The following is a 15217-nucleotide window of genomic DNA, read 5'->3' as shown; positions in this document are numbered from 1 at the left end:
AAAGATGCGGGGTGAGCTGAGCAGGGACGGCATCGTGCGCGCGGCGCTGCGCCTGGTGACCGAGGACGGGCTGGCCAGGCTGACGATGCGGCGGCTCGGCGCCGAGCTGGGCGTCGAAGGAATGGCCGTCTACCACCACTTCCGGAACAAGGACGAGTTGCTGCAGGCGCTCGCCGAGGCCGTGTTCGAGGATCCTCCCCCGCCGTCGGGCGACTGGCGCGCGGACTTCCGCGCGCTGAGCCACGCGGGCCGCGCCGCGCTGAACCGGTACCCCGAGGTTTTCCCGCTGCTCCTTTCCCGTCCGCTGACCGGGAAACCCGCGCTACGCCACCGGGAAGCCCAGTACGCGGTGCTGCACGCCGCCGGCCTGCGCGACGAACGCCTGCTCGACGCGAGCCGCACCTGGGGCTCGTACCTGCTCGGCTACGCGGTGGTCGAGCACGAGGCGCGCACCGGGACGCGATCCGGCCGGGACTGGAGCCCGCCTCCCGCGGCGGAGTTCCCGCTCATCAGCGCACTCGACCGGTTCCAGGCCACGCGCACCTTCGACGAACAGTTCGACATCGGCCTCGGCCACGTCCTCGCCGCGATCGAACAGCTCGCTCGCGGCTAGATCGCGGCGCGGCCCGCCCAGTAGGGATCGCGCAGCTTTCGCTTGTACAGCTTGCCGTTCGGGTCGCGGGGCAGCTCGTCGACGTAGTCGATGCTCTTGGGCAGCTTGAACTTGGCGAGCCTGCCCTTCGCGTATTCGAGGAGTTCCCCGGTCAGCTCGGCTCCCGCGACGGCGTCCGGCGCGGGCTGCACGACGGCCTTGATCTCCTCGCCCCAGTCGTCGTGGGGCACCCCGAACACGGCGACGTCGGCGACCTTCGGGTGCATCACCAGTTCGCCCTCGATCTCGGCGGGGTAGATGTTCACCCCGCCGGAGATGATCAGGTCCGCCTTGCGGTCGTGCAGGAACAGGTACCCGTCCTCGTCGAGGTGCCCGACGTCGCCGAGGGTGAACAGGTCGCCGACGCGCGCCTTTTCCGTCTTCGCGCGGTCCTTGTGGTACTCGAACGTGGACCCGCCCATCTTCAGGTAGACGGTGCCGATCTGGCCCGCGGGCGCCTCGGCCCCCTCGTCGTCGAGGACCTTGACCGTCGAGCCGGGCCACGGCCTGCCCACCGAACCCGGTTTGCGGAGCCATTCCGCGCCGGTGATCGTGGTGCCGCCGCCTTCGGTCGCCGCGTAGTACTCGGTGACGACCGGGCCCCACCAGTCGAGCATCCGGCGCTTCACCTCCAGCGGGCACGGTGCGGCGCCGTGGATCATCGACCGCAGCGACGAGACGTCGTAGGCGTCGCGGACCTCGGGCGGGAGTGCGAGCAGGCGGCGGAACTGGGTCGGCACCATGTGGCTGTGCGTCACGCGGTACCGCTGGATGAGCCGCAGCATCTCCTCGGCGTCCCACCGGTCCATCAGCACCGCGGGGTGGCCGAGCTGGATCGAGATGGCGACGAAGTTGAGCACCGCGGTGTGGTACAGCGGCGACCCGCACAGGTGCACGTGATCGTCACCCGGCGCGAGCCCGAAGATCCCGAAGAACCAGGTCGACGCGGCGGGCACCTCGTCGGGATCGGCGCCGGTGAGCGGGCGGCGCACGCCCTTCGGGCGGCCGGTGGTGCCCGAGGTGTAGAGCATCGGCGACCCCGCGGTCCGCTCGGCCGGCCTGCCGTCACCCTCCCCCGCGCCGAGTTCCTCGATGCGCCGGAAGCCTTCGACCCGCCCGACGGCGAACCGGGCGCTCGCGGGCAGCCCGGCTTCCTCCGCCGCGGCCACGGCGACGCCGGCGAACCGCTCGTGCGCGAGGAACGCCTTCGCGCCGCTGTCGGAGAGGATGTAGGCGACCTCCGGTCCGACGAGGTGCCAGTTGACCACCACGACGTACAGGCCGGACTGGATCGCGGCGAAGTACGCGGCGAGGAGTTCGTCCCCGTTGGGCTGCAGCACGACGATCGAGTCGCCCGCTTCCAGGCCCAGCGCCCGCAGCCCGCGCGCGTAGGCGTTCGCCTTCGCGGCCAGGCCCCCGTAGCTCACCTCGGTGCCGTCCGGCGTCACCACGGCGACTCGCTCCGGGGACTCCCCCGCGATGTTCCACAGGCCGATCGTCTCGGCCCCAGCGCTGCTCACGGTAGTCGACATGCCCCCAAATCTAGAACGCGTTCCACGTCAAGACAAGGGTCCAAGGCAGACGCTTGCCGAGATATCGAGAACGTGTTTCACTTCATTCGTGACTGTCGCCGACAAACCCCTTTCCGCACCGCTGAACGTGGGATTCGACTACACCCGCTCGGTGGGGCCGGTGCTGGGCACCTTCGTCAACGGCCTGCGCGAGCGCCGGATCCACGGTGTGCGCGGCACCGACGGCAGGGTGCACGTGCCACCCGTCGAGTACGACCCGGTGACCGCGGCCCCGCTGAGCGAGTTCGTCGAAGTGGGCACCGAGGGCACCGTGCTGTCCTGGTCGTGGGTCGCCGAGCCGCTGGACGGCCAGCCGCTGGCGCGCCCGTTCGCCTGGGCACTGGTCCGGCTCGACGGCGCGGACACCGCGATGCTGCACGCCGTGGACGCGGGCGCGCCGGAGCACGTCCGCACCGGCATGCGGGTCCGGGTCCGGTGGGCGGCCGAAACCGTGGGCCACATCAGGGACATCGCCTGCTTCGTCCCGATGGGCCAGAAGACCGACGGAGCCGTCCCCGATCCCCCGCCGGTCGCGAAGCGCGAGGACGGCGACCCGGTGTCCATTGTGATCACTCCCGTGCACCTGAAGTACCAGCATTCGGTGTCACCAGGGGAAAGTCGTTACCTGCGCGCACTCGGCGAGGGCAGGATGCTCGGCCAGCGCTGCCCGTCGTGCGAGAAGGTCTACATCCCGCCGCGCGGATCGTGCCCGACCGACGGTGTGCCGACCACGGACGAGGTGGACCTGCCCGACACCGGGATCATCACCACGTTCTGCATCGTCAACGTGCCCTTCCTCGGCCAGCGGATCAAGCCGCCCTACGTCGCGGCCTACGTCCTGCTCGACGGCGCCGACATCGCGTTCCTGCACCTCGTGCTCGGCTGCGCCGCCGACGAGGTGCGGATGGGGATGCGGGTGCGCGCGTCGTGGAAGCCCCGCGAGGAATGGGGAACCACGCTGGAGAACATCGACCACTTCGAGCCGACCGGCGAGCCGGACGCGCCGTACGAGTCGTTCGCCCACCATCTCTGAAAGGGGACCGGGATGGAAGACGTAGCGATAGCCGGGTTCGCACAGGCGCCGAACGTCCGCGAGACACCGGGGACGACGAACGGCGTGGAAATGCTCGTGCCGATCTTCGCCGAGGTCTTCGCGGCCACCGGACTGTCCAAAAAGGATATCGGCTTCTGGTGCTCCGGCTCGTCGGACTACCTCGCCGGGCGCGCGTTCTCGTTCATCGCGGCGGTGGACGCGATCGGCGCCTTCCCCCCGATCCACGAGTCGCACGTGGAGATGGACGCGGCGTGGGCGCTGTACGAGGCGTGGCTGAAGATCAGGATGGGCGAGGTGGACACCGCGCTCGTGTACGGGTTCGGCAAGTCCTCCGCGGGTCAGCTGCGCCGGGTGCTCTCCCTCCAGCTCGACCCGTACGTCGTCGCTCCACTGTGGCCGGACTCGGTGAGCATCGCCGGGTTGCAGGCCAGGCTCGGGCTCGAATCAGGGCGGTGGAGCGAAAAGGACCTCGCCGAGGTCGCGGCACGGAGCCTCACCGACGCGACCAGCAACCCGCACGCGCAGCGCACCCGCGCGGTGGACGCCGCCGAGCTGCTCGGCATGCCCTGCGTCGCGGATCCGCTGCGGGCGCACGACATCGCACCGGTCACCGACGGCGCCGCGGTGATCGTGCTCGCCTCCGCCGGCCGCGCCGCCGATCTGGTCGACCGCCCCGCCATCATCCGCGGGATCGAGCACCGGGTCGACTCCCCCGTGCTCGGCGCGCGTGATCTCACGCGCTCGCCGTCGGCAGGGGCCGCCGGGCGCGCGCTCGACCTCGACGGTGTCGAAGTCGCCGAGCTGCACACGCCGTTCTCCCACCAGGAACTCATCCTGCGCGCCGAACTGGGGCTCGGCGACGACGTGCGGATCACCCCGTCCGGCGGCGCGCTCGCCGGCAATCCGATGTTCTCGGCCGGGCTGGCGCGGATCGGGGAGGCGGCGAGGCGCATCCACGACGGCAGCGCGCGCAAGGCGCTCGCGCACGCCACCAGCGGGCCCGTCCTGCAGCAGAACCTCGTCGCCGTCATGGAGGGCGTGAACTGATGGGCAAGCAGCTCGCCGCGGTGCTCGGCACCGGTCAGACCCACCACCGCGCGAAGCGGACCGACGTGTCCATGCCGGGCCTGGTGCGCGAAGCGGTCGACCGGGCGATGGCCGACGCGGGCACCGGCTGGGCCGATATCGACGCGGTGGTGCTCGGCAAGGCACCGGACCTGTTCGAGGGCGTGATGATGCCCGAGCTCTTCCTGGCCGACGCGCTGGGCGCGACCGGGAAGCCGCTGCTGCGCGTGCACACCGCCGGCTCGGTCGGCGGGTCGACCGCGCTGGTCGCGACGAGCCTCGTGCAGGCCGGCATCCACCGCAGGGTGCTGACCGTGGCGTTCGAAAAGCAGTCGGAGTCCAACGCGATGTGGGGGCTGTCGATCCTGCCGCCGTTCCAGATGCCGGTCGGGGCCGGCGCGGGCGGCTACTTCGCCCCGCACGTGCGCTCCTACATCCGGCGGACCGGGGCACCGGAGCACATCGGCGCGATCGTCGCCGCCAAGGACCGCCGCAACGGCGCGCTCAACCCCTTCGCGCACCTTCGGCAGGCCGACATCACGGTGGAATCGGTGCGGGCTTCGCAGATGCTGTGGGATCCGATCCGCTACGACGAAACGTGCCCGTCCTCGGACGGCGCCTGCGCGATGGTCCTCGGCGACGAGCGGTCCGGTGACGCGGTGCCCGGCGGCGCCGCGTGGGTGCACGCCACCGCGATGCGCACCGAGCCGACCACCTTCGCCGGGCGCGACCAGGTGAACCCGCAGGCTGGCCGCGACGCGGCGGCGGCGCTGTGGGCCGAGGCCGGGATCACCGACCCGTTGTCCGAAGTGGACACCGCGGAGATCTACGTGCCGTTCTCCTGGTTCGAGCCGATGTGGCTGGAAAACCTCGGGTTCGCCGCCGAGGGCGATGGCTGGAAGGTGACCGAGGCGGGGGAAACCGCGCTCGGCGGCCGGATGCCGGTGAACCCCTCCGGCGGCGTGCTGTCGTCGAACCCGATCGGCGCGTCGGGCATGCTCCGCTTCTCCGAGGCGGCCAAGCAGGTCATGGGCCGCGCGGGCGACTACCAGGTCGACGGCGCGCGCACCGCGCTCGGCCACGCCTACGGCGGCGGCTCGCAGTACTTCTCGATGTGGGTCGTGGGGTCCGCGAAACCGGGTTCGTGATCATCCGGCCGGTGATCGTTTCCCCCTTCACTGCCCCATCGGGAATGGTTTCCCCGTACCGCTCGGAATGGTGAATTCCCTGCGGTACAACGGAATTCCGCCGCCAGGAAGCGGTGGAAACCGAGGGGAAGGAACCACCCATGCGCACACTGCTGCGATCCGCGCTCATCACCGGAGCGGCCGCGCTCGCGATGCTCGGCGTCGGGGCCACCGCTGACGCCGCCACCGCCGCGCCCGCGAGCGGCTCGGCCGCCGCGTCCGCGCGGAGCTGGCTCATCATGGGCAACTGGACGCTCTACGGCGACTGCCAGGCCGCCGGGTACCAGGGCGTGCTCAGCGGCCAGTGGACGAACTTCACCTGCGACAACCGGTACTACCCCGGCTGGTTCACGCTGGTCGTCTACGTGCCGTGACACGAAAACGCGGTGGCGGGGAAACCCGCCACCGCGTTCCCGCATCCGTCACTCGTAGCGGACCGGGTAGTGCTTGATCCCGTTGAGCCAGCTCGAACGCAGCCGCACCGGCGGCGCCACCTCGGCGATGTCCGGCATCTCGTCGGCGATCGCGTTGAACATCAGGTCGATCTCCAGCCGGGCCAGGTTCGCGCCGATGCAGTAGTGCGAGCCGGTGCCGCCGAACCCGACGTGCGGGTTGTCCGCGCGCATGATGTCGAACCGCTCCGGGGAGTCGAACACCTCGGGGTCGAAGTTCGCGGAGCTGTAGAACATGCCGACGCGGTCGCCCTTGCGGATGTGCTGCCCGCCGAGCTCGGTGTCCGCGGTCGCGGTGCGCTGGAACGCGACCACCGGCGTGGCCCAGCGGACGATCTCGTCCGGCGCGGTCTTCGGCCGCTCGCGCCGGTAGAGCTCCCACTGGTCGGGGTGGTCGAGGAACGCCTTCATCCCGTGCGTGATCGCGTTGCGCGTGGTTTCGTTGCCTGCCACGGCGAGCAGGATGACGAAGAACCCGAACTCGTCCGAGGCCAGCGACTCACCGTCGACGTCGGCCTGCACCAGCTTCGTGACGATGTCGTCCATCGGGCACTTGCGGCGCTCCTCCGCCATGTTCCACGCGTAGCCCACCAGCTCGGCGGACGCGGCAACCGGCTCGACCTCGTACTCGGGGTCGTCGTAGGAGATCATCTGGTTGGACCAGTCGAAGATCTTCATCCGGTCTTCCTGCGGGATGCCGAGCAGCTCGGCGATCGCCTGCAGCGGCAGCTCGCACGCGACGTCGGTGACGAAGTCGCCCGTCCCCTTCTTCTTCGCCTCCGAGACGATGCGCGCCGCCCGGTCGCGCAGCGCGTCTTCGAGGCGGCCGATCGCCCTCGGCGTGAACCCCTTCGAGACGATCCGGCGCAGCTTCGTGTGCTGTGGCGCGTCCTTGTTGAGCAGCACCAGGCGGTTCGCGTCGAGCCCTTCCTCGGTCATCGACTCGTCGAACCGGATGATCGCGGTCTTCTCGTGCGAGGAGAACAGCTCGCTGTCGCGGGACACCGCCTTCACGTCCTCGAGCCGGGTGACCACCCAGTAGCCCTCGTCGCCGAACCCGGCGAGGTTGTGCGGCTGGGGGTTCCACCACACCGGCGCGGTCCGGCGCAGCGCGGCGAATTCCTCCAGCGGCATTCTGGTGGCGTAGAGATCGGGATCGGTGAAGTCGAACCCGGCGGGGATGAGCGGTGTGGCCACGGCCACCTCCTGCGATCTTCTGGCGGGCTTACAACGGTGGAGTCCTGCCTGGAACGCGTTCTACCCCTGATTAGAGCATACGGCGTTAACTCAGTAAACGGCTTTCAGTGAAACCTGTTTACTTGCTCGATCAGGATCTGGAAACTCCTGGTAGGGCACGCCCGAGTGGACGGTCACCGAATGGCGGTTGACCTCGGCGATCCTTGCAGTAAACAGAAACATGTTCTAGTTTTGGGTCACAGGGCGTACCGGGCGACCGTGGAGAAAAGGAGACGCGCGTGGGCAATCCCGTCATCGTCGAGGCGGTCCGCACCCCGATCGGCAAGCGGGGCGGCTGGCTCTCCGGCCTGCACGCCGCCGAGATCCTCGGCGCGGCCTACCGCGCGCTCCTCGACCGCGCGGCACTCGACCCGGCCGAGGTCGAGCAGGTGATCGGCGGCAGCGTCACGCAGGCGGGCGAGCAGGCAGGCAACATCAGCCGGACCGCGTGGCTGCACGCCGGGCTGCCCGAAGGCACCGGCGCCACCACGATCGACGCGCAGTGCGGCTCGGCCCAGCAGGCCACCCATCTCGTCGCGGGGCTGATCGCCGCCGGCGCGATCGACTGCGGGATCGCCTGCGGGATCGAGGCGATGAGCAGGGTCCCGCTCGGCGCGAACCGCGGCACCGGCGCGGGCGCCCCGCGGCCGGGCACCTGGGCCATCGACATGCCGAACCAGTACGGCGCCGCCGAACGGATCGCCGAACGCCGCGGGATCACCCGTGCCGACGTCGACGCGTTCGGGGTGGCCTCCCAGCGCAAGGCCGCCGCCGCGTGGGCGGACGGGCACTTCGAGCGCGAAGTGGCGCCGGTGAAGGCACCCGTGCTCGCCGAAGACGGCACCCCGACCGGCGAAACCCGGCTGGTGGCCAAGGACCAGGGCCTGCGGGAGACCACGGTGGACGGCCTGGCCCGGCTGAAGCCGGTGCTCGAAGGCGGCGTGCACACGGCGGGCACGTCCTCGCAGATCTCCGACGGCGCCGCCGCCGTGCTCGTGATGGACTCCGACCGGGCGCGCGAGCTCGGGCTGCGGCCGCGGGCGCGCATCGTCGCGCAGGCGCTCGTCGGCGCCGAGCCCTACTACCACCTCGACGGGCCGGTGCAGGCCACCGAGCGCGTGCTCGCCCGCAGCGGCCTGCGGATGGGCGATCTCGACCTGTTCGAGGTGAACGAGGCGTTCGCGTCGGTCGTGCTGTCCTGGCACCGGGTGCACGAGCCCGACCCGGACCTGGTCAACGTCAACGGCGGCGCCATCGCGCTCGGGCACCCGGTGGGCAGCACCGGAGCGCGCCTGCTCACCACCGCCCTGCACGAACTCGAACGCCGCGACGCGAGCACCGCGCTCGTCACGATGTGCGCCGGTGGCGCGCTGTCCACCGGCACCATCCTCGAACGGCTGTGATCCCAGCCCTTCCTCAGCTCTCCGTGCGCACCACTTCCCCGGTGTTCTTCCGTTCGAACCGGACCCGGGGCAGCCCTTCGCGCCACGAGTCGATCACGATCGTCTCGCCCGCCACCGAGGTGTGCACGGCCTCGGTCATCCGCAGCAGGAACACGTGGCACGGGTCCGAATTCCCTTGCAGCCGCGCCACTTCCGCCGGGTCGGTGACCTCGACCGCGACCCCGGCCACTTTCACGTCCCCGTCACCCAGCTCCGCACCCGGGTTCGCGTGCACCGCGAACCTGCCGTCCCCCCGCAGATCCCTCGCCTTCACCGCGCCGGGCATCGATCCCAGTGCCAGCTCGGCTCCGACGAAGTCCACCTCCGTGCCGCTGACCCGCGGCGAACCGTCACGCCGCAGCGTGGCCAGCACGTGCGTCTCCGCCGCGGCGAAGCACGCCCGCACCGCGCGCGCCAGATCCGGCGCCGCTGTTTCGAACTTCTCCCAGGTGACCGCCATGCCCGCAGTTTTCCACCGGGCACCGACAGTTCCGGGTCCTCAGCCCAGGATGCGCCGGACGAGTTCGGGGGTCCACTCGACGTATTCCGCCTCCGCGCCGCCCGCGTGGCGGGCGTAGAGGAAACGCCCCGTCGGTCCCGCGGTCTTGGCCGTCGTGATCGTCGCGCCGGCGGCTTCCAGGGTCGCTTCGGCCGCGTCGAGATCATCGACGAGGACGGTCGCGGACGCGTGCGCGTACTTCGCGCGCTCCCCGGCCGGGCCCGCGATCACGAGGAAGTCGCCGACGGCGCCCAGTTCGACGCCCTCGAACGCCAGGCGCAGGTGCGGCTCCTGCCCGGTCAGGTCGCGCAGGAGGGGCAGTGCCCCGTCGAGGTCGTCCGCCCACAGCCGCGCGTAGGTCTTCAGGATGGTCATCCGTGCTCCCGTGCTCTCTTCCAGTTACCCGGGAACCGTAAGGAACTATGCTGCGGGCTGGAAGAACGCACTTCCCGGTGAGAGAGGAACCCCGTGGTAACCGAGCAGCTCAGGCACACGGCCGACGACGGCGATGTGACGCGCGCCGACTCGCTCGCCCGCGAGATCTTCTCGGGCGTGGCCACCAAGTGGGCGCTGCTGATCATCAACGTGCTCGCCGACGACACCCTGCGGTTCACCGAGCTGCGGGCCGCCGTCGACGGCATCAGCCACAAGATGCTCACCCAGACGCTGCGCGGGCTCGAACGCGACGGGCTGGTGCACCGGACCGTGTACCCCACGGTGCCGCCCCGAGTCGACTACTACCTCACCGAACCGGGCCAGGAACTGCGCGCGACGGTCAACGGCATGTGCGCGTGGACGCGCAAGCACCTCCGCGCGATCGAAGCCGCGCGGCGCCGGTTCGACGGTCAGGCACCGTAAACGGGTTCGGGGGACGGCGCCTCGCCGATGAGCCCCGCCACCACCGGCCCGAGTTCGCCCGGCCTCCAGCGAGCGCCCTTGTCCACCTCTGGCCCGTGGCGCCATGCCTGGGCGAGCGAAACCCTGCCACCGTCCACTTCGAACACCCGGCCGGTGACCGCGGCGGACTCCTCGCTGCCGAGCCAGACCACCAGCGGTGACACGTTTTCCGGTGCCATCGCGTCGAATCCGCTCTCCGGTGCGGCCATGTCCTCGGCGAACGCGCCCTCGGTCATCCTGGTCCGCGCGGCGGGCGCGATGGCGTTGACCGTCACCCCGTATCGTGCGAACTCGGCCGCCGCCACCAGGGTGAGCCCGGCGATCCCCGCCTTGGCCGCCGAATAGTTCCCCTGCCCGATGCTGCCGAGCAGGCCGGCGCCGGAACTCGTGTTGACCACGCGCGCCGCCCGCGGCCTGCCTGCCTTGTGCTCGGCGCGCCAGTACGCGGCCGCGTGCCGCATCGGCGCGAAGTGCCCCTTGAGGTGCACGCGGACCACCGCGTCCCATTCGTCCTCGCTGAGGTTGACCAGCATCCGGTCGCGCAGGAAACCCGCGTTGTTCACCAGCACGTCGAGTCCCCCGAAGTGGTCGAGCGCGGTCCGCACGAGCCTGCCCGCGCCGTCCCAGTCGGCGACGTCGTCGGTGTTCGCCACCGCGCGCCCGCCCTCGGCCTCGATCTCGGCGGCCACGTCCGAGGCGGGACCGCCGGAACCGCCGTCACCGTCGATCCCGGCGCCGATGTCGTTCACCACGACCAGCGCGCCTTCGCGTGCGAACGCCAGCGCGTGCGCCCGCCCGATGCCCCGGCCCGCGCCGGTCACCACGACAACCCGTCCGTCCACGATCCCGTTCCGCATGATGGAGCGCTTCCTCCCTTCGGTCGTCACCGCTCGTCTCCCCCTTTCCACACCGCCGTGCTCTCCCGCAGGAACGCCGGCACCTCGCCGCCGCCGTGCACCGCCATCGTCGCGCCGCTGACGTAGGAAGCCAGCGGCGAAGCCAGGAACACCGCGCACGTGCCGATCTCGTCCGGTTCCGCCAGCCGTCCCAGCGGGACGGTCGAGCCGACCGCGGCGACCCCGGCCTCGTCGCCGTAGTGCAGTTCGGCCAGCTCGGTCCGCACCATGCCGACCTCGAGTGCGTTGACGCGGACCTTCGGCGCCCATTCGACGGCGAGGCTGCCGGTGAGGCTCACCAGCCCCGCTTTCGCCGCGCCGTAGGACGCCGTTCCCGGTGACGGTCTCGCACCGCTGACACTGCCCACGTTCACGATCGCGCCGCCGGAATCCTGGCGCTGCATCACGGAGTTCGCGTAGCGCGCGAGCGTGAGCGGCGCCAGGAGGTTGAGGGCGACGACCCGGTCGTGGAACCGCGGCGACGCGGTCGCGGCCTCCGCGAACGGCGCGCCGCCCGCGTTGTTCACGAGCACGTCGAGCCTGCCGTGGCGATCGGACACCTCGTCGACGAGCTTCGACACCTGGTCGGGCTCCCGGACGTCGCACGGCAGGAACTCTGCGGATTTTCCTTCCACCGCAACGAGTTCTTCCGGTTCGTTCCGCGCACAGACGACGACCGACGCCCCGGCGGCGAGGAACGCCCGCGCAATCCCGGCGCCGACGCCGCGAACTCCGCCGGTGACCAACACGACCGAGCCGCCGAGCCGGAGATCGAGAGCCACCCTCGCGCACCTCCTCGCGAACCTGTACCCGGTGCCGGGCACCCTGCTAACGTACCAAGCAAGTGCTAGGTTTGGAAGCGGAAGGGGTGCCGCATGCCGGTCACCACGAAGTACCCCGAGCCGGGGGTCGCCGTGATCACCGTCGACGAGCCACCGGTCAACGCGCTTCCGGTGCGCGGCTGGTTCGACATCGCGCACGAGGTGACCGCGGCGGGCCAGGACACCGCGTGCCACGTCGTGGTCCTGCGCGCGGAAGGCCGCGGCTTCAACGCGGGCGTGGACATCAAGGAGATCCAGCGCGACAGCGGGTACGACAAGCTCGTCGGCGCGAACCGGGGTTGCGCGGCCGCCTTTTCGGCCGTGTACGACTGCCCGGTGCCGGTGATCGCGGCGGTGCGGGGGTTCTGCCTCGGCGGCGGGATCGGGCTCGTCGGCAACGCGGACGTGGTGGTCGCCGCCGACGACGCGACCTTCGGCCTGCCGGAGGTCGACCGGGGCGCGCTCGGCGCCGCGACCCATCTCGCGCGGCTCGTCCCGCAGCACCTGATGCGCGCGCTGTACTACACGGCCAGCACGATCGACGCGCACCAGCTGCACCACCACGGCTCGGTGTACCAGGTGGTGCCGCCGGACCGGCTCGACGAGGCCGCGCTCGCGCTCGCGCACCGGATCGCGGCCAAGGACACGCGCGTGATCAGGGCGGCGAAGCACGCGATCAACGGGATCGACCCGCAGCAGGTGCACCGGAGCTACCGGTACGAACAGGGGTTCACCTTCGAGCTGAACCTCACCGGTGCCTCCGACGAGGCACGGCGGCGTTTCGTGGACGAGGGCAAGGGAGCGTGATGGCGGACAAGCGGACCACCCCGGACGAGATCGCGGCGGAGCTGCGCGACGGGATGACCGTCGGGATCGGCGGCTGGGGCTCGCGGCGCAAGCCGATGGCACTGGTCAGGGCGATCCTGCGCAGCGGCGTCCGCGACCTGACCGTGGTCTCCTACGGCGGGCCGGACGTCGGGCTGCTCGTCTCGGCAGGCCGGATCCGCAGGCTCGTGTTCGGGTTCGTCACCCTCGATTCGATCCCGTACGACCCGTGGTTCTCCCGCGCCCGCGAAGCCGGTGAGATCGCCGTGACGGAGTACGACGAAGGCGTGCTCGGCACCGGCCTTTCCGCTGCGGCGCAACGGCTTCCGTTCCTGCCGACGCGAGCGGGCCTCGGCTCGGACGTGCTGACCTTCAACCCCGGCCTGAAGACCGTGCGCTCCCCCTACGGCGACCCGGGCGACGGCGAGGAGCTGCTCGCCGTCCCCGCGCTGAACCTCGACGTCGCACTGGTGCACCTCAACCGGGCGGACGCGCGCGGCAACGCGCAGTACCTCGGTCCCGACCCGTACTTCGACGACCTGTTCGCGCTCGCCGCGGACCGGTGCTTCGTGTCGGTGGAGCGGATCGTGGAGACCGCGGAGCTGACCGGGACCGCGCCCGTGCAGAGCCTGCTGCTGAACCGGGCGAGCGTGCACGGCGTCGCGGAAACGCCGCGCGGCGCGCATTTCACCACCGCCGCACCGGACTACGGCCGGGACGAACGGTTCCAGCGCCACTACGCCGAAGCCGCCAAGGATCCCGGCGCCTGGCCGGGGTTCGTGGACCGGTTCCTCAGCGGCTCCGAAGCGGACTACCAAGCGGCCGTGAGCAAGTTCCACGAGGAGGCAGCATGAGTGTCACGCGCATGGAGATCGCGATCGCGGCGTGCGCCGACCTCTTCCGCGACGACGGGGAGATCGTGGCGAGCCCGATGGGGCTCATCCCGTCGCTGGGCGCGAAATTGGCGCGGTTGACGTTCGCCCCGGAGCTGCTGCTCTCCGACGGCGAGGCGTACCTGCTGGACGAGAACGGCGTGGTCGAGGGCTGGCAGCCGTTCCGCAAGGTGCTCGACACCGTGGTGCCGGGCGGCAAGCGGCACGTGGTGATGGGCGCGAACCAGATCGACCGGCACGGCAACCAGAACATCTCCGCGATCGGCCCCCACGAAAAGCCGCGCAAGCAGCTGCTCGGAGTGCGGGGCGGGCCGGGGAACACGGTGAACCACCGCACCAGCTACTGGGTGCCGCGCCACAGCACGAGGGTGTTCGTCGACGAGGTGGACGTGGTGTCCGGCGTCGGCCGTGCCCGCGCACTGGCCGCGGGGGCCGGCCGGTTCCACGAGGGGCACCGCGTGGTGACGAACCTCGGCGTGCTCGCCTTCGGCGACCGGCCGAGCCTGGTCTCGGTGCATCCCGGCGTCACCGTCGACGAGGTGCGCGCCGCCACCTCGTTCGAACTCGACACCGGCGGGACCGTCGAAACCCGCGTTCCCGACGACGAGGAGCTGCGCCTCATCCGGACCGTGCTCGACCCGGAATCCTTGCGGGACAAGGGATGAGGACCGCACTCACCGAGCTGACCGGCGTGGCGCACCCGATCGTGCAGACCGGGATGGGCTGGGTCGCCGGGCCCCGGCTCGTCGCCGCGACGGCCGAAGCGGGCGCACTCGGCATCCTCGCGTCGGCCACCATGACCTACGACGAACTGGCCCGCGCGATCGCGGAGACGAAGGCGCGCACGTCCCAGCCGTTCGGGGTGAACCTGCGCGCCGACGCCGACGACGCGGCGGACCGGGTCGCGCTGCTGATCCGCGAAGGCGTGCGGGTGGCCTCGTTCGCGCTGGCCCCGCGCAAGGAGATGATCGCGCGCCTGAAGGACGCCGGGGTCGTGGTGATCCCGTCGATCGGTGCCGCGCGGCACGCCGAGAAGGTCGCGGGCTGGGGCGCGGACGCCGTCATCGTGCAGGGCGGCGAAGGCGGCGGGCACACCGGCGGCGTCGCGACCACGCTGCTGCTGCCCTCGGTGCTGGACGCGGTGGACATCCCGGTGGTCGCCGCGGGCGGCTTCTTCGACGGACGCGGCCTCGCCGCCGCGCTCGCCTACGGCGCGGCCGGGATCGCGATGGGCACGCGGTTCCTGCTCACCGCGGAGAGCACCGTGCCCGACGCGGTGAAACGCGCCTACCTCGCCCGCGGGCTCACCGACACCGTGGTGACGCGGAAGGTCGACGGCATGCCGCACCGGGTGCTGCGCACCGAGCTGGTGGACTCGCTCGAACGGTCGGGTCCGGCCACCGGGCTGCTCCGCGCGGTGCGCAACGCGGTCCGGTTCCGGGCGCTGACCGGGGTTTCGTGGCGCGCGATGGTGCGCGAGGGCCTCGCGATGCGCCGCGGCGGGGAGCGGTCGCTGGCGCAGGTGGTGATGGCGGCGAACACCCCGATGCTGCTGCGCGCCGGGCTCGTCGACGGTGACACCGGCGCGGGCGTGCTCGCGTCCGGGCAGGTCGTCGGCCTGCTCGACGACCTGCCCACGGTGCGCGAAGTGGTCGAAAGCGTTGCCGGGGACGCGAACGCGATCATCCGGCGGCTTGGCGGTGCGCACGGCTGTGCTTGACTTTGCC

At 71.2% G+C, this 15217-nt stretch carries 17 protein-coding genes; 11 read left to right on the top strand and 6 right to left on the bottom strand.

Going from position 1 to position 15217, the window contains the following annotated elements; all coding sequences use genetic code 11:
• The first annotated feature begins 4 nt into the window (after window positions 1-4).
• Window positions 5-613, top strand: a complete 609-nt coding sequence (locus tag ABD256_RS05060; protein WP_344413931.1) for a TetR/AcrR family transcriptional regulator — start codon at window positions 5-7, stop codon at window positions 611-613.
• On the opposite strand, the gene ABD256_RS05055 is transcribed toward ABD256_RS05060, so the two are convergent.
• Complete coding sequence (locus ABD256_RS05055; protein ID WP_344413929.1) at window positions 610-2184, bottom strand: acyl-CoA synthetase; 1575 nt, start codon at window positions 2182-2184, stop codon at window positions 610-612. The two genes, ABD256_RS05060 and ABD256_RS05055, sit on opposite strands and share 4 nt — an antisense overlap.
• Before the next feature lie 88 nt (window positions 2185-2272).
• On the opposite strand from ABD256_RS05055, the gene ABD256_RS05050 reads away from it, so the two are divergent.
• The 4 genes from ABD256_RS05050 (at window position 2273) to ABD256_RS05035 (ending at window position 5903) form a co-directional block, all read left to right on the top strand.
• Window positions 2273-3256, top strand: coding sequence for a Zn-ribbon domain-containing OB-fold protein (locus ABD256_RS05050; protein ID WP_344413927.1), 984 nt, complete (start codon window positions 2273-2275; stop codon window positions 3254-3256).
• A gap of 12 nt (window positions 3257-3268) precedes the next feature.
• Window positions 3269-4324 (top strand): thiolase domain-containing protein, encoded by a 1056-nt coding sequence (locus ABD256_RS05045; protein ID WP_344413925.1) that lies wholly within the window; start codon window positions 3269-3271, stop codon window positions 4322-4324.
• The gene (locus ABD256_RS05040) at window positions 4324-5490 is read left to right on the top strand and encodes a thiolase domain-containing protein (RefSeq protein ID WP_344413923.1); all 1167 of its coding nucleotides are present in this window, start codon (window positions 4324-4326) and stop codon (window positions 5488-5490) included. The genes ABD256_RS05045 and ABD256_RS05040 overlap by 1 nt, the downstream gene beginning before the upstream one ends.
• A 140-nt stretch (window positions 5491-5630) precedes the next feature.
• On the top strand, window positions 5631-5903 hold the full coding sequence (locus tag ABD256_RS05035; protein ID WP_344413921.1) for a hypothetical protein: 273 nt from the start codon (window positions 5631-5633) through the stop codon (window positions 5901-5903).
• A 48-nt stretch (window positions 5904-5951) separates the two neighbouring features.
• On the opposite strand, the gene ABD256_RS05030 is transcribed toward ABD256_RS05035, so the two are convergent.
• Window positions 5952-7178, bottom strand: a complete 1227-nt coding sequence (locus ABD256_RS05030) for a cytochrome P450 (protein ID WP_344413919.1) — start codon at window positions 7176-7178, stop codon at window positions 5952-5954.
• 278 nt (window positions 7179-7456) lie between these two features.
• Here ABD256_RS05030 and ABD256_RS05025 point away from each other — a divergent pair, with 278 nt between their 5' ends.
• Window positions 7457-8620, top strand: a complete 1164-nt coding sequence (locus tag ABD256_RS05025) for a steroid 3-ketoacyl-CoA thiolase (protein ID WP_344413916.1) — start codon at window positions 7457-7459, stop codon at window positions 8618-8620.
• 13 nt (window positions 8621-8633) lie between these two features.
• Here the strand turns inward: ABD256_RS05025 and ABD256_RS05020 are convergent, their stop codons facing one another.
• Together ABD256_RS05020 and ABD256_RS05015 are read right to left on the bottom strand one after the other, a co-directional pair.
• Entirely contained in the window at window positions 8634-9119 is a 486-nt protein-coding gene (locus tag ABD256_RS05020) for a pyridoxamine 5'-phosphate oxidase family protein (RefSeq protein WP_344413914.1), read from the bottom strand.
• A 39-nt stretch (window positions 9120-9158) separates the two neighbouring features.
• Window positions 9159-9533, bottom strand: coding sequence for a VOC family protein (locus ABD256_RS05015; RefSeq protein WP_344413912.1), 375 nt, complete (start codon window positions 9531-9533; stop codon window positions 9159-9161).
• A 93-nt stretch (window positions 9534-9626) separates the two neighbouring features.
• On the opposite strand from ABD256_RS05015, the gene ABD256_RS05010 reads away from it, so the two are divergent.
• The gene (locus tag ABD256_RS05010; RefSeq protein WP_344413910.1) at window positions 9627-10016 is read left to right on the top strand and encodes a winged helix-turn-helix transcriptional regulator; all 390 of its coding nucleotides are present in this window, start codon (window positions 9627-9629) and stop codon (window positions 10014-10016) included.
• On the opposite strand, the gene ABD256_RS05005 is transcribed toward ABD256_RS05010, so the two are convergent.
• Complete coding sequence (locus tag ABD256_RS05005; RefSeq protein ID WP_344414207.1) at window positions 10004-10912, bottom strand: SDR family oxidoreductase; 909 nt, start codon at window positions 10910-10912, stop codon at window positions 10004-10006. The two genes, ABD256_RS05010 and ABD256_RS05005, sit on opposite strands and share 13 nt — an antisense overlap.
• Window positions 10913-10938: 26 nt before the next feature.
• Window positions 10939-11733: an SDR family oxidoreductase gene (locus ABD256_RS05000; protein ID WP_344413908.1), complete on the bottom strand. Its 795-nt coding sequence runs from the start codon at window positions 11731-11733 to the stop codon at window positions 10939-10941.
• Between the two features lie 93 nt (window positions 11734-11826).
• On the opposite strand from ABD256_RS05000, the gene ABD256_RS04995 reads away from it, so the two are divergent.
• From ABD256_RS04995 to ABD256_RS04980, 4 genes are read left to right on the top strand one after another with little or no spacing between them, the layout of a single operon-like run.
• On the top strand, window positions 11827-12579 hold the full coding sequence (locus tag ABD256_RS04995) for an enoyl-CoA hydratase family protein (RefSeq protein ID WP_344413906.1): 753 nt from the start codon (window positions 11827-11829) through the stop codon (window positions 12577-12579).
• Window positions 12579-13451 (top strand): CoA transferase subunit A, encoded by an 873-nt coding sequence (locus ABD256_RS04990; RefSeq protein WP_344413904.1) that lies wholly within the window; start codon window positions 12579-12581, stop codon window positions 13449-13451. Before ABD256_RS04995 ends, ABD256_RS04990 begins: the two co-directional genes overlap by 1 nt.
• Window positions 13448-14155: a CoA-transferase subunit beta gene (locus tag ABD256_RS04985; protein WP_344413902.1), complete on the top strand. Its 708-nt coding sequence runs from the start codon at window positions 13448-13450 to the stop codon at window positions 14153-14155. Before ABD256_RS04990 ends, ABD256_RS04985 begins: the two co-directional genes overlap by 4 nt.
• The gene (locus tag ABD256_RS04980; protein ID WP_344413900.1) at window positions 14152-15210 is read left to right on the top strand and encodes an NAD(P)H-dependent flavin oxidoreductase; all 1059 of its coding nucleotides are present in this window, start codon (window positions 14152-14154) and stop codon (window positions 15208-15210) included. The genes ABD256_RS04985 and ABD256_RS04980 overlap by 4 nt, the downstream gene beginning before the upstream one ends.
• The last annotated feature ends 7 nt before the right edge of the window (window positions 15211-15217 follow it).

The organism is Amycolatopsis minnesotensis, assembly GCF_039529815.1.
GTDB classification, from domain to species: domain Bacteria; phylum Actinomycetota; class Actinomycetes; order Mycobacteriales; family Pseudonocardiaceae; genus Amycolatopsis; species Amycolatopsis minnesotensis.
Note: the sequence above shows the minus strand (reverse complement) of the source record. Positions and strands in the feature narration are given on the sequence as shown.